This window comes from Kitasatospora herbaricolor (assembly GCF_030813695.1).
In the GTDB taxonomy this organism is placed as follows: domain Bacteria; phylum Actinomycetota; class Actinomycetes; order Streptomycetales; family Streptomycetaceae; genus Kitasatospora; species Kitasatospora herbaricolor.
In genome coordinates this window covers 8,216,578-8,230,034 of record NZ_JAUSVA010000002.1, presented here as the reverse complement: position 1 = coordinate 8,230,034, position 13,457 = coordinate 8,216,578, and the positions used below count along the sequence as shown (strand labels likewise).

Sequence of the window (13,457 nt, the reverse complement as noted above, 5' to 3'; positions counted from 1 at the left end):
GCCGACGCGCTCAGGGCCCGCCGTGACGCATACTGGCCGGTCGGGGGGAACGCGGTACGGGAGCGGACGAGAGGAGGCCCACGTGGACGGTTGGGACGTGTTCTGGCTGGTGGCCGCCGGGGTGGTCATCGCGGCCACCCTCGCGGTGGCGGTCACGCTGCTGGTCAAGCTGGTGCGGGCCCGGCGGCTGCTCGGGGCGTCGGGGATCCCGATGTCGAGCAAGGTGCTGTTCTGGGCGTCCCTCGTGTACCTGGTCAGCCCGGTCGACCTGCTGCCCGATCCGGTGCTGCTGGACGACATCGGCTTCCTGCTGGTGGCCCTGCGGTCGCTGCACAAGGCCGCGGAGCGCGCGGGCGTGACCGGGCGGGTCCGTCCGGAGGGCGGCCCGGACGCGGTTGGCGGCCCGCTGGGGTGAGGCAGACGGGGCAGACGGGGTGAGGCCGGGGCCGGACCGCCGGTGCGGCGGTCCGGCCCCGGGCCCCGGGTGTCAGCGGGCCTGGGCCTCGATGTCGAGGACGATCCGCTCGCACAGCTCGTGGGTGCGCAGCGCGTCCCGGCCGGAGATCGTCTTGCCGGTCCGGACGGCCTCCAGGAAGGTGAGCACGACCTGCTCGATTCCGCGCTGGCGGGCGACGGAGACCCAGTCGCCCCGGCGGCGGACGGTCGGCTGGCCGCGGTGGTCGATCACCTCGGCGAGGTTGACCACCTCGCGCTTGGAGTCGCCGCCGGAGACCTGCAGCACCTCCTCGGTGGAGCCGCTGACCCGGTTCATGATGCCGAGCGCGGTGAAGCCGTTGCCCGCCAGCGTCAGCACCAGGTGCTCCATCAGTCCGGCCCGGCTGCGGGAGCGGACGTCCACGTGCTCGATCTCGCCGGGGACGAGGAAGCGCAGGGTGTCGACGACGTGGATGAAGTCGTCGAAGACCGCGGTGCGGGCGGCCTCGGGCAGGCCCTCGCGGTTCTTCTGCAGGACGATCAGGTCGCGCGGACGCTCCTTGGCCTGCACGTAACCGGGGGCGTGGCGGCGGTTGAAGCCGACCATCAGCGACCGGCCGGTCTGCTCGGCCAGGTCCACCAGCCGGCGGGCGCCGGCCAGGTGGTGGTCGAGCGGCTTGTCGACGTACACGTCGACGCCGGCCTTCAACAGCTTCTCGGTGATCGGAACGTGCTGCTCGGTGACGGCGTGCACGAAGGCGGCTCGCACACCGCTGCCGATCAGGGCGTCGAGATCGGTGTACCGGTGGTCGATCCGGTAGGTGTCGCCGATCCGGTCGAGCTTGGCACGATCACGGGTCATCAGCCGCAGGTCCAGGCCGGGCTGCGCGGTGAGGACCGGGAGATAGGCCTTCTGCGCGATGTCCCCGAGGCCGATCACGGCCACGGGGAGCTTCTGATCGTCGGTCACCGGGAGGTCGAGGTCGTCGAATTCGGTGTCGGTCATCGGGGGCTGCTCCTGCGAGGGTGATGGTGGCCGCCCGCTCCGTCACGGGCGCCGAGCCTCCGGCAGCATATGCCAGAACGCCCCGTGAGCAGTCGGAACGCCCGGATCGGGGGCCCGGGTACCGGGCGGGCCCGGCCGGGGCAGTGGCGGCACTGCCCCGGCCGGGCCTCCCGGCCGTGACTGCCGGGCGGTCCTGATCCGTGGTCCCGATCCGTCGCGGGCCGGCCTCAGTAGTAGTGCTTCCGGCCGCCGACGGCGTGGCCCAGCGCTCCCATCACCCACAGGACCAGACCGATGGCCACCAGGATGATCCCGATGGTCCACAGGATTCCGATCCCGGCGATGAGGCCGATGACGAGGAGGATCACTCCGAGCACGATCATTGACGTCTCCCTACGATGCCCCCGGTAGGACTGTGCTGTTCCGGGCCGTGCCGTTCCAGGCCGGCCGGTTCGGGCCGTGACGGCCAGGGTCGTCCTGGTCCGGACGTTTCCGGCCGACCGGCGCGGGCTCCCGGGGCGCGACAGTCCCGGATCGACTGCCTTCTCGGGTTCGACGGGAGCCCACGCCAGGCGTTTGCCCGAATTGTCCGGATCAAACCGCCGGCGGCCTGCGAACAACGCCGTCAGGACGGCACGCCCGCGAGCGCCCTGACCTCCGACGAGGGGAACGGGCTGGAGCCGTGCCACTGCAGGAGCAGCACGGTGGCGTCGTCGCCGAGACGGCCCTGGTGGAGGTCCAGGATGCTCCGGACCAGACGGCGCAGTGTCTCGGGCACGGGGCGGTGGTCGGCGTGGTGGCGGATCAGGACGTCGATGAAACGTTCCAGGCCGAACTCCGGGCCGCCGGGGCGATGGGCCTCGGTGATGCCGTCGGTGTACAGGACCAGGCGGTCACCCGGCTCCAGCTGCTCGTGGCACACCTGGCTCCGCAGCCCCAGGGCGGTACCCATGGGGTGGGCCGGCGGGCAGTGCAGTTGGGTCTCCCACCGCCCGGCGCGGATCACGACCGGCGGGTGATGACCGCGGTTGACCCAGGACAGCACGCCCGTCCGCAGATCCAGTTCGCCCAGGATGCCGGTGACGAACCGGCTCCGGCCGAACTGCTCCAGCACCGCCTGCTCGATGGCCTCACCGGTCTCGGCCAGGCCCCGGCCCTTGCGGCGGTGGTTGCGGCAGGCCGCCACCGCGAGGTTGGCCGTCAGGGCGGCGGCGGTGTCGTGGCCCATCGCGTCGAACACCGACAGGTGCACGGTGTCACCGGCGGTCGCGAAGTCGAACGCGTCGCCCCCGACCTCGTAGGCGGGCTCCATGACGCCGCCGATCACCACCCGCTCGTCGGCGTAGATGCGCGGCGGCATGAGGTTCCACTGCATCTCGGCGGCCACGTTCATCCGCTCGGTGCGCCGCAGCCGGGCGTAGGCGTCGCTGGTGCCGCGCTTGCTGACGATCAGCAGCCCGATCAGGGCGGCGAGGCCCAGCAGGTCGTGCTGGGCCCGCGGGTCGTCGTGCGCGGTGTCCACCCGCAGGACTCCCAGGCGCTCGGTGCCGTCCAGCACCGGCACCCACCAGCGGTGCCCGTCCCCGTCCGTTCGTCCGGCGGCGACCGTGCGTCCCTCCTGGAAGGCCCGGCCGGGCAGCGTGCCCTCGACCCTCAGCTCGGCCTCGTCGGCCGCCGACCCGCTGCCCGGGGCCCGGCCCCGGTGGGCGTCCGGGCCGTTGCCGGTCAGCAGCCGCAGCACGCTCTCCCGCAGATCGCAGAGGTAGATCGCGGTGTTTCGCAGCCCCGCGGGCGCCGCGTACTCCGCGACCCGGTCCGGCACCTGCTCCAGCGGCATCAGGTGGCTGGCGTCGAGCAGCCCGACCAGCATGTGCCGGCTGTCCCTCTCGCGGTCCGTCACAGCTGCGCTCCTCGCCTGGGCCGCCGGCCCGACGGCAGGCGCGGCACCCCCAGTCTCCTCCCCGAAGGGCCCGGACGGTCGGAGCACCGCGCGGCGCGCGCCCCGTAGGACGCCGTCGGCCGGTGCGTCCGGTACGGCTGCACGGGCCGGGGCTCAGCCGGCCTCGGCCGCCGCCGTGGCGAGCGCCCGCAGCACCGGCCGGAGCAGCGGGTGGCTCTCGGCCCCGCTGCGGACGGCGGCGAAGACCCTGCGGGTGGCCAGGGCGCTGTCCACCGGGCGGACGGCCACCCGGGCGAGGTCGGCACCGCGCAGGGCGGAGCGGGGCACCAGCGCGACGCCGGCGCCGGCCGAGGCGAGCGCGACCACGGCGTTGAAGTCGTCCGAGGAGTGCACCAGCCGGGGCTGGAACCCGGCGTGCTCGCAGGCGAGCAGCACCACGTCGTGGCAGGGGTTGCCGGGGTAGGGGCCGATCCAGGGCTCCGCCGCGAGGTCCGCGAGGTCGACCACCTCGCCGGCGCGGTCGGGCGCGGCGAGCGGGTGGGTGAGCGGCAGGACGGCCTCGAAGGGCTCGGCGTAGAGCGGGACGCGGGTCAGCCGGGCGTCGTCCGCCCGGAGCGCGCCGCGGTACTCGACCGCGACCGCGAGGTCGGCGCGGCCGTCCAGCAGCATCGGCAGGCTGGCGTCGCCCTCGGTGTCCAGCACCTTCAGCCGCAGGCCGGGGGCCTCGGTGGCGAGGGCGCGGATGGCGGGCACCAGGACGAGCGCGATCCCGGTGGCGAAGGAGGCGACGGTGATCTCGCCCTCGACCCCGCCGCTGTAGGCCGCGAGGTCGGCCTCGGCGCGCTCCAGCTGGGCGAGCACGGCGTCGGCGTGCCGGAGCAGGATCTCCCCCGCGGCGGTGAGCCGCACGCCCCGTCCGTCCCTGGCCAGCAGGTGGTGGCCGGTCTCCTGTTCGAGCGCGGCCAGCTGCTGGGAGACCGCGGACGGGGTCAGGTAGAGGGCGGCGGCGGCTGCCGTCACGGTGCGGTGGTCGGCCACGGCCCGCAGGGTCCGCAGCCGTCGGGCGTCGATCACACCGCAATTCTGCCAGCGCCGCGGCCGGCCCCCGTACCGCCGGGCCCGGGCCGGGCGGCCGCGAGGTGCACGGCGACGGACCGCCCGGACGCCCGGGTCAGTGCAGCCGCTGCCGGACGGCGCGGGCCCGGACCTGCTCGGGGTACCAGCGGGTGACCTTGACCCCGACCACCAGCAGCGCGACCGGGAGGACCCAGTTGAGCCAGTCCGTCCCCGAGGAGACGTGCAGGGCGAGCAGCCCGAGCAGCGCGATCACCGCGAAGATCGAGCCCCACATGGCGGTGAGCACCCGGTTGGTGCGCTTGAACGCCGCGGTGCGCCAGAGCGCCGGCGGGGTGGACTCGCGGGCGTACTGCTCGGTGAACGGGACGAAGGCCAGGGACCCGAGCGCCGCCACCGCCACCACCCCGTTGGCGATCACCTGGGCGTAGGTCTCCAGCCAGAGCAGGTCGTCCCGGTCCAGCACCAGCGCCAGCACGCAGACGACCGCGAAGAACAGGATGCCGACGATCTCCAGGATCTTCGGACGGCCCCGGAGCACGTCCGGTCCGTTCAGCAGCAGGGAGGTGACCAGGCCCGCGACGGCGGCGAGCCCCCAGGTGCTCGGGCCGGCCACCGCGGCGAAGACGATCCAGGGCGCGAAGGCCCAGAGCACGTTGCCGCCGGCCGGTCCGCGGGAGGGCCCGTCCGGGCCGTGGTCCGGCTGCCCGGCCCCGCCGGTGGCGCGGTCGCCGCCGCTGCCGGGCGCACCGCCGGTGGGGGCGCCGCCGAGGGCGGTGCCGGCCGGCCGGGGCCGGGCACCGTTCACACTGTGCGGGGGAAGGGCACCGGGCGGGGCGCCCGGGAGCGGGTCGTCGGAGTACGGGCTCGTCATCGCACACCTCCGCGGCGGTGGCACCGTGCGGGTGGGGGCACCGCCTCGGCCGGAGGGGCGCCGGGGGTCGAGAGGTCCCTCCCCCATCGTGCGCGGCGCGCCGCCCGATCGCATCTCGCCCGCCGGCCGGCGCTCGGCACACGAACCGGAGCACGGCGTACCGCCCCCGCCACCCACTCCGACCTGCGGACGGACCCGGCCGTGCGCCCCTCGCGCGCCGGTCGCACCCCGCGCGCCGCCGTCCGCTCCCGCGCCGGGCAGGTCACCGCCTCCCTATCGTGGGGCCCTTACTTCTCGGCGAAGGGCATCGACATGACGAGACGTTGGCTGGTGACGGGCTGTTCGTCCGGGCTGGGACTGGCACTCGCCGAGGCGGTGGCGCGGGCCGGTGACACGGTGGTGGCGACCACCCGGCGGCCGGGTGCGCTGGACCCGCTGGCGAAGGCCTTTCCCGGCCGGGTCGTCGAGGCCGTGCTGGACGTCCGGGACGCCGCGCGGTGCCGGGCCGTGGTGGAGTTCGCCGTGGAGCGCCTGGGCGGGGTGGACGTCCTGGTGAACAACGCCGGCTGCGGGGTGTTCGGCGCGGTCGAGGAGATCTCCGACGACGAGCTGCGGGACCAGCTGGAGGTGCTGGTGGTGGGCCCCTGGCGGCTTACCCGGGAGGTGCTGCCGCTGATGCGGGCCCAGGGCGGCGGGCACGTCGTCAACGTCTCCTCGCTCGCCGGCCGGACGGTCTTCCCCGGGCTGGGGGCCTACAGCGCCGGCAAGTACGCCCTGGAGGCGATGAGCCAGGCGCTCGCCGCCGAGGCGGCGGCCTTCGGCGTCCGGGTCACGGTGCTGGAGCCCGGCGGCTACGACACCCGGTACGGCACCTCCGTCGTCCCGGCGGCCGCCGCCGTCCCGGCCTACGGAACGGTGACCGGCCCGATGCTGGACGGGCTGCGCGGGATGGCGGGCAACGCCGAGCTCGGACGGCCGGAGGAGTTCGCGGCCCTGGTGCGGCGGGTCGTCTCGGACGGCTCCGCGCCCCTGCGGCTGCCGGTCGGCGAGGACGCCTTCGGGTACCTGGGCGTGCTCACGGCGGGGGCCGCCGAGGAGCTGGCCGCCGCCCGGGCCTTCGTCACGGCCGGCGCCCCGCCCGAGGGCTCGGTCGCGGGCGCCCCGGTGCCCGGGGCGCGGGCCGCCGCCGTGGAGCACCCGGCCTGACACGCGCGCCGGCCCGGCCCGGGGAACGGGCCGGGCCGGGCAACGGGCCGGGCGAACCCGGGCGTGCGGACGCTCCGGGTGGGGTGGAGTGCCTCGTGGCCCGGCGGGTTCCGGGCCGCCGGGCCACGAGGCGGTTCAGGGGGCGGGACGTGGGCGGTCCCGCCGGGCCGGGGGCCTACTCCCCCAGGGCCGCGCGGGCGTCGACGAAGGCCGCGACGGCCCGCTCGACGTCCTCGGTGGAGTGCGCGGCGGAGAGCTGGACGCGGATCCGGGCGGCGCCGTGCGGGACGACCGGGAAGGAGAACCCGATCACGTACACCCCGCGCTCCAGCAGCAGCTCGGCGAGGCGGCCGGCCTTCGCGGCGTCGCCGATCATGACCGGGGCGATCGGGTGGTCGCCGGGCAGGATCTCGAAACCGGCCTCGGTCATCCTCGAACGGAACAGCGCGGTGTTGGCGGCCAGCCGCTCGCGCAGCTCGTTCGACTCCTCGACCAGGTCCAGCACCTTCAGCGAGGCGGCGGCGATCACCGGGGCGAGCGAGTTGGAGAACAGGTAGGGGCGCGAGCGCTGGCGCAGCAGGGCGACGATCTCCCGGCGGGCCGCGACGTATCCGCCGGAGGCACCGCCGAGGGCCTTGCCGAGGGTGCCGGTGATGATGTCGACGCGGTCCATCACGCCGTGCAGCTCGGGCGTGCCGCGGCCGCCGGGGCCGACGAAGCCGACGGCGTGCGAGTCGTCGACCATGACCATGGCGTCGTAGCGGTCGGCCAGGTCGCAGATCTCGCGCAGCGGGGCGACGTAGCCGTCCATCGAGAAGACGCCGTCGGTGACGATCAGGCGGCGGCGGGCGTCCTGGGTGTCCTGGAGCTGCTTCTCCAGGTCGGCCAGGTCGCGGTTGGCGTAGCGGTGGCGGCGGGCCTTGCTGAGCCGGATGCCGTCGATGATGCTCGCGTGGTTGAGCGCGTCGGAGATGACCGCGTCGCGGTCGTCCAGCAGGGTCTCGAAGACGCCGCCGTTGGCGTCGAAGCAGGAGGAGTACAGGATGGTGTCCTCCTGGCCGAGGAAGGTGGAGAGCCGGTCCTCCAGCTGCTTGTGGACGTCCTGGGTGCCGCAGATGAAGCGGACCGAGGCCATGCCGTAGCCCCAGCGGTCCAGCGCGTCCTTGGCGGCGGCGAGGATCTCGGGGTGGTCGGCGAGGCCCAGGTAGTTGTTGGCGCAGAAGTTCAGCACCTCACCGGGACGGCCGCCGCCGGTGACGGTGACGGCCGCGCTCTGCGGGGTGCCGATCACCCGCTCCGGCTTGAAGAGGCCGGCCTCGCGGATCTCGTCGAGGGTGGTGGCGATGTCGTCGCGCACGGAGTCGAACACGGCTACGGGCTCCTTGTGAGAGGGTCAGACGGTCCAGTCGAGGATGATCTTGCCGCAGCGTCCGCTGGCGGCGTCGTCGAAGGCGGCCTCGAAGTCGCCGGCCGGGTAGCGGCCGGTGATCACGGGGCTGAGGTCCAGCCCGCCCTCCAGCAGCACCGACATCGCGTACCAGGTCTCGAACATCTCGCGGCCGTAGATGCCCTTGACGGTGATCATCGAGGTGACGATCCGCGCCCAGTCGACCGGGAAGTCCTCGGCCGGCAGGCCCAGCATGGCGATCTTGCCGCCGTGCGTCAGGTTGGCGATCATCTGCTGCATCGCCTCGGGGCGGCCGGACATCTCCAGGCCCACGTCGAAGCCCTCGCGCAGGCCCAGCTGCTGCTGGCCCTCCTCGATGGTGTGCTCGGCGACGTTCAGCGCCAGCGTCACGCCCACCTTGCGGGCCAGGTCCAGGCGGTACGGGCTGACGTCGGTGATCATCACGTTGCGGGCGCCGGCGTGCTTGGCGACGGCGGCGGCCATGATGCCGATCGGGCCGGCGCCGGTGATCAGCACGTCCTCGCCGACCAGCGGGAAGGACAGCGCGGTGTGCACGGCGTTGCCGAACGGGTCGAAGATCGCGGCCACGTCCAGGTCGACCGGCACCCGGTGGACCCAGACGTTGGAGGCGGGCAGCGCCACGTACTCGGCGAAGGCGCCGTCGCGGCCGACGCCCAGGCCGATCGTGTTGCGGCACAGGTGGCGGCGGCCGGCCAGACAGTTGCGGCACTTGCCGCAGACCAGGTGACCCTCGCCGCTGACCAGGTCGCCGACGCTGACGTCGGTGACGGCGGCGCCGGTCTCGGCGACCTCGCCGACGAACTCGTGACCGAGCGTCAGCGGCGTACGGATGGTCTGCTGCGCCCAGCCGTCCCAGTTGCGGATGTGCAGGTCGGTGCCGCAGATACCGGTGCGGAGCACCTTGATCAGCACCTCGCCGGGGCCGATGGCGGGCTTCGGGACGTCCATCAGCCAGAGTCCCGGCTCGGCCTTCTGCTTGACGAGTGCCTTCACTGCGGCGGCTCCTGACGCACGATGGGGGCGGCCTGGTGTGGGCAGGCCGGCGGGGCCCGGCGGGGCGGCGGCTGCGCATACTGCTGCTGGGCACCGCACCGGGCAATGTGCAATCTGCCTGGTGGGGGCCGGTCCGGTCCATCGAGGAATTCTTAAGGGCCGCCACAGCTGGGCTTCACGATGGTGCCCGAGCGACGCCCGGCCGACCCGGCGGCGTGCCGCGCGCCACCCGTACGGAGGATGCGGCGCGGTGCGCGGGGGCGGCTGCGGCGCGGCGGGAGGGGCCGGGCCCGGTGGGTCCGGGGACGGTGGGTCCGGGGACGGTGGGTCCGGGGACGGTGGGTCCGGGGACGGTGCGCCGGGCGCGGGCCGGTCGCCGGGCGCGGGCCGGTCGCCGGGGGCGGCCGGTGGCGGCCGGAAGCCTTAGCGAGCTGCCGGGGTGGAGGCGGCAAGGGCGGCGGGATCGGCACCGGGGTCGGGCCGGCCGTCCAGGAGGTCCCAGAGCCGGGCCTCGTCGGCGCCGGTCATGTCGAAGGCCGCGACGAACAGGCGCAGCGTGGCGGCGGAGAGCGCCCGGCCGCCGAGCGCCCGGGAGACCCGGTCCCGCAGGGCGCGCGGCAGGATGTCACCCTCGGAGGCCTCGCCGCCCAGCCAGAGCCACTCGGCGAGGACCCTGGTGACGGCCGCCTGGTTGATCCGGCCGGGGGTGGCCCGGGCGACGTGCCGGAGCCAGCGCGTGCGGTAGCGGCCGGGCGCGGCGAGCAGGGCGGCCAGCTGGCGGCCGGCCGCGGCGGAGGCGGCGGGAGCGGGGGCCGGCGGGACGGCGGCGGGAACAGCGGCCGGCGGGGCGGAGGCGGCCGGGGCGGTGCTGGCGGGCATGGTCGGTCGTCCCCCTTCGTCGGGCCCCCGTCGCCCGCTCCGGTCGGTCGGTGGACCGGTCCGGCGGCGCGGGCGGCGACGGCACGGCAGACATGTGGAAGGTGTGTGCGAGGAGCATCGAAGACAGGCGGAAGGCGTGTGGGAATCGTGCGACAGAACCGCGACACAGGCGCGCTATCATCCCCCCGGCACATAGTGGTCCAGACCATAACCGAACCGGGCCGATCGGCGCCACACCTCGTCAGACTGCCCGTACCGGGCAGGAGTTCCGCAGGGCCGGCCGGTCGCGTCGCACCGCGCGTAGGGGAACCGCCGGACCGGCCCCGGCGGGACGGCATCCCGGACCAGCCGTCCGCCGGACCGTCACCACACCTGGAGTCGTCATCGATCCCGCCCAGAGCCCGCTGACCCTGCCCGACCTGCTGGACCACCGCGCCGGCACCCACCGCGACCGGGTCGCCCTGCTGGTCCGGGGCGGTGGCAGCGTGACGTACGGGCAGTGGCGGGCGAGCGCCGTCCGCGCGGCCCACGGGCTGGCCCGCGCCGGGGTGCGCCCCGGCGACCGGGTGGCGCTGCTGTTCACCAACCAGGAGTGGGAGCGGTACGCGGTCGCCTTCATGGCCGTCCAGTACGCGGGCGCCGTCGCGCTGGCCGTCCGGGAGGACCACTCCGCCACCGACACCGCCCGCCTGGTCGAACTCGCCGACGCCCGGACGGCGCTGCGCGGCGCGGCCCGCCCGGCCGTCCCCGGTCTCGCCGACCTGCTGCTCGACCACCTGACGGACGCGAACGGGACGGGCGCGAACGGGACGGCCGGCGGGGACGCCCCGGACGGGCCGCCGCCGCACCGGCCCGCGCCCGAGGACCCGGCGCAGATCATCGGCACCTCCGGCACCACCGGCGCGCCCAAGGGCGTCCTCGCCGCCCACGCCAGTCTCACCGCGGGCCAGGTGCTCAACCCCCGCCCACGCCCGTACGCCCATTCCGGCCACGCCCTGCACGCCTTCCCCATCGGCACCAACGCCGCCCAGGTGGTCCTGGTCAGCGCCCTGACCGGGCACCCCACCACCGTCTGCCTCCCCCGCTTCGACGCCGAGGAATTCGCCCGCGCCGTCGCGGAACTCGCCGTCGGCACCGTCTTCCTGGTGCCCTCGATGGCCGTCGAACTGGTCAACAGCAAGGTCGCCGAACGGCACGACCTCACCGGCATCCTGCTGGTCAGCTGCTCCGCCGCGGCGCTCCCCGCGCCGGTCGCCACCGCCCTGGCAGCCGCCCTGCCCAAGGCCACCGTGGTCAACACCTACACCTCGGCCGAGGCCTCCCCCGCGCAGATCTCCACCATCGTCGACCCCACCAGGCCCGGCTCGGTCGGCCGCCCCGCCGACCCCGCCGACCTGCGGATCCTCGACCCCGACGGCCACCCCGTGCCGCCCGGCGCCACCGGCGACATCTGGCTGCGCCAGCCCGGCCCGCCGCGCCGCTACATCGGCGCCGGCGCCCCCGGCGGCGCGGTGTTCCAGGACGGCTGGGTCCGGATGGGCGACCTCGGGCGGCTCGACCCGGACGGCCACCTGTACCTGGTCGACCGGGAGAGCGACATCATCAAGTCCGGCGCCCTCAAGGTCTCCACCCTGCGGATCGAGGAGGTGCTGCACGAGCACCCACGGGTCGCCGACGCGGCGGCCCTCGGCGTGCCGCACCCCGTGATGGGCAGCGTGCCGGTCGCCGCCGTCGTCCCGGCCGCCGGCGGCCTCGACCTGGACGACCTGCGGATCTTCCTCGCCGCCCGACTCAGCCGCCCCGAGCTGCCGGTGCGGATCCTGCTGACCGACACCCTGCCGCGCAACCCCAGCGGCAAGGTGGTCAAGCACCTGCTGCGGGCCCGGTTCGACACCCCGCAGGCCGCTCCGGCGGCCGGCCCCGCCCCCGGCACACCGACCGAGCTCGCCCTGGCCGCGCTCTGGCGCCGGGTGCTCGGCCGCCCGGTGCGCAGCGTCGAGGAGGAGTTCTTCGCCGCCGGCGGGGACTCCTTCCGCGCCGTCCAGCTCGCCGCCGCCATCTCCGCCGAGTTCGGTGCAGCCGCCGGCACCGCGCTGGTCTTCGAACGCCCCTCCCTGCGCGCCCAGGCCGCCTGGCTCGACGCCCCCGGCCGCCGCGCCGGTGCGGCGGGCGGCGCGGCGGCGGGCCAGGACGCAGCGGGCGACACGGGCCGGTCGGGCGAGGCGGCGGGTGAGGTGGCGGGTGAGGTGGCGGGTGAGGTGGCGGGTGAGGTGGCGGGTGAGGCGGCGGGTGAGGTGGCGGGTGAGGCGGCGGGGCAGCCGGAGGCCGCGCCGGCCGTCGAGGTCTCCCCCTTCCTCGCCGAACTGCGGGCCCAGGCCCACGACCTGCCGCTCACCTCCCAGCAGGAGAACTTCCTGCGCTGGTCGGCCGAGGCGCCCGGCCGCGACGCCGGCACCGTCACCGTCCAGTTCCGGGTCACCGGCGCCCTGCAGCCCGACCTGCTCGGCCGCGCCGTCCTGGAGGTGGTCCGCCGCCACCCCGCACTGCGCACCGCCTTCCTGCCCGTGGCAGGCCGGCCCGGCATCGTCCGCGCCGTCCTGCACCCCGAACCCCGCGCCGACATCACCCTCCTCGACCTGGAGGGCGCGGACGACGCCCGGGTGAACGCCCGGCTGATCACCGAACGTGACCGGCTCACCGACCTCGCCCGCGAGCCGCTGACCCGGCTGCTGGTGGCCAGCCGGGGCCCGGCCGACCACATCGTGATGCTGGGCGTGCACCACATGGTCAGCGACGGCTGGTCGCTCGGCATCGTCCTCCAGGACCTGGGCATCGCGTACTCCGCCCTCCGCCGCCGGCGGCCCGTCCCGGCGCCCCGGCCCGGGACGGGCTACCGGGAACTCGTCGCGGACGCCAACGCCCGGTGGCCCGCGAGCCGGGCGCACTTCACCCGCGCGCTGGCCGGGGCGCCCGCCGCCCTGGACCCCTTCCCCGGCCGCCGTCAGGCCCGGACCCTCCTCACCGACGCCCAGGAGTTCACCGTCCCGCCGGCCCGGGCCGAGGCCCTGCGCGAGCGCGCCGCCGAGCTGGGCGCGACTTCGTTCCTGGCCGTCGCCGCCCTCTGGAGCGCCGTCCTCGCCGAGCACGGCGGCCGATCCGACCTGGTGCTGATGACCCCCGTCCCCGGCCGCACCACCCCCGAGTCCGAACGCACCGTCGGCTGCTTCGTCCAGTCCCTGCTGCTGCGGGTGGACGCCTCCGGCGCCCCCGGCCACGCCGAACTGATCGACCGGATGCGCCGCACCTACGTGGCCGCCCTCGACCACCAGCTGTACCCCTTCGCCGAGTTCAGCCCGCAGGCCCCGTTCGCCGCCTGGATCCGCTACGAGAGCTGGAACGCCCCCGCCCAGCTCCCCGGTCTCCCCTGCGCCCCGTGGGACCTGCCGCGCAGCAACACCGTCCCGGTCCCGATGCCCGAGGGCGACCTGCACGTGCCCGAACTCATGGCCGCCGAACAGCCCGACGGCAGCCTCCGCTGCTGGCTCCGCTACAACACCCACGCCTTCGCCGCGGAGACGATCAGCGCGCTCCGCCAGGCCTTCGAGGCCGGGCTGGGCGCGGTGACGGGCAGCTGAGCCCGGTCGGCCCAGGCGCCTGCCCG

11 protein-coding genes are annotated in these 13,457 nt (G+C 75.4%); 3 read left to right on the top strand and 8 right to left on the bottom strand.

The features are described from left to right. The first annotated feature begins 82 nt into the window (after positions 1-82). Positions 83-415, top strand: a complete 333-nt coding sequence (locus tag J2S46_RS35655; RefSeq protein WP_229913051.1) for a YkvA family protein — start codon at positions 83-85, stop codon at positions 413-415. 72 nt (positions 416-487) lie between these two features. On the opposite strand, the gene J2S46_RS35650 is transcribed toward J2S46_RS35655, so the two are convergent. The 5 genes from J2S46_RS35650 to J2S46_RS35630 form a co-directional block, all read right to left on the bottom strand. Then, positions 488-1,441, bottom strand: coding sequence for a Gfo/Idh/MocA family protein (locus tag J2S46_RS35650; RefSeq protein WP_191292173.1), 954 nt, complete (start codon positions 1,439-1,441; stop codon positions 488-490). A 227-nt stretch (positions 1,442-1,668) separates the two neighbouring features. Next, entirely contained in the window at positions 1,669-1,824 is a 156-nt protein-coding gene (locus J2S46_RS35645; protein ID WP_191292174.1) for a DUF6131 family protein, read from the bottom strand. 242 nt (positions 1,825-2,066) lie between these two features. Next, complete coding sequence (locus J2S46_RS35640; protein WP_191292215.1) at positions 2,067-3,311, bottom strand: PP2C family protein-serine/threonine phosphatase; 1,245 nt, start codon at positions 3,309-3,311, stop codon at positions 2,067-2,069. Between the two features lie 183 nt (positions 3,312-3,494). Continuing rightward, positions 3,495-4,415: a LysR family transcriptional regulator gene (locus J2S46_RS35635; RefSeq protein WP_073923390.1), complete on the bottom strand. Its 921-nt coding sequence runs from the start codon at positions 4,413-4,415 to the stop codon at positions 3,495-3,497. Positions 4,416-4,512: 97 nt separating this feature from the next. Continuing rightward, positions 4,513-5,289 (bottom strand): DUF3159 domain-containing protein, encoded by a 777-nt coding sequence (locus J2S46_RS35630; protein WP_229913062.1) that lies wholly within the window; start codon positions 5,287-5,289, stop codon positions 4,513-4,515. A 312-nt stretch (positions 5,290-5,601) separates the two neighbouring features. Here J2S46_RS35630 and J2S46_RS35625 point away from each other — a divergent pair, with 312 nt between their 5' ends. Then, positions 5,602-6,495: an SDR family oxidoreductase gene (locus J2S46_RS35625; RefSeq protein ID WP_191292175.1), complete on the top strand. Its 894-nt coding sequence runs from the start codon at positions 5,602-5,604 to the stop codon at positions 6,493-6,495. A 175-nt stretch (positions 6,496-6,670) separates the two neighbouring features. Here the strand turns inward: J2S46_RS35625 and J2S46_RS35620 are convergent, their stop codons facing one another. The 3 genes from J2S46_RS35620 to J2S46_RS35610 form a co-directional block, all read right to left on the bottom strand. Beyond that, on the bottom strand, positions 6,671-7,864 hold the full coding sequence (locus tag J2S46_RS35620; RefSeq protein ID WP_191292176.1) for a glycine C-acetyltransferase: 1,194 nt from the start codon (positions 7,862-7,864) through the stop codon (positions 6,671-6,673). Positions 7,865-7,888: 24 nt separating this feature from the next. Then, positions 7,889-8,917 (bottom strand): L-threonine 3-dehydrogenase, encoded by a 1,029-nt coding sequence (tdh, locus tag J2S46_RS35615; RefSeq protein WP_191292177.1) that lies wholly within the window; start codon positions 8,915-8,917, stop codon positions 7,889-7,891. Positions 8,918-9,340: 423 nt separating this feature from the next. After that, a complete protein-coding gene (locus tag J2S46_RS35610) occupies positions 9,341-9,796 on the bottom strand; it encodes a hypothetical protein (RefSeq protein WP_191292178.1) in 456 nt (151 codons plus the stop codon). Between the two features lie 383 nt (positions 9,797-10,179). Here J2S46_RS35610 and J2S46_RS35605 point away from each other — a divergent pair, with 383 nt between their 5' ends. Continuing rightward, positions 10,180-13,431 carry an AMP-binding protein gene (locus J2S46_RS35605; protein WP_229913060.1) on the top strand — a complete coding sequence of 1,084 codons (3,252 nt, stop codon included), beginning with the start codon at positions 10,180-10,182 and terminating at the stop codon, positions 13,429-13,431. Positions 13,432-13,457: the final 26 nt, after the last annotated feature.

Bases quoted from the DNA above. Each gene is read 5' to 3' on its own strand.
- J2S46_RS35650 (WP_191292173.1), bottom strand. From the start codon at position 1,441: ATGACCGACACCGAATTCGACGACCTCGACCTCCCGGTGACCGACGAT.
- J2S46_RS35645 (WP_191292174.1), bottom strand. From the start codon at position 1,824: ATGATCGTGCTCGGAGTGATCCTCCTCGTCATCGGCCTCATCGCCGGG.
- J2S46_RS35640 (WP_191292215.1), bottom strand. From the start codon at position 3,311: ATGCTGGTCGGGCTGCTCGACGCCAGCCACCTGATGCCGCTGGAGCAG.
- J2S46_RS35630 (WP_229913062.1), bottom strand. From the start codon at position 5,289: ATGACGAGCCCGTACTCCGACGACCCGCTCCCGGGCGCCCCGCCCGGT.
- J2S46_RS35625 (WP_191292175.1), top strand. From the start codon at position 5,602: ATGACGAGACGTTGGCTGGTGACGGGCTGTTCGTCCGGGCTGGGACTG.
- J2S46_RS35610 (WP_191292178.1), bottom strand. From the start codon at position 9,796: ATGCCCGCCAGCACCGCCCCGGCCGCCTCCGCCCCGCCGGCCGCTGTT.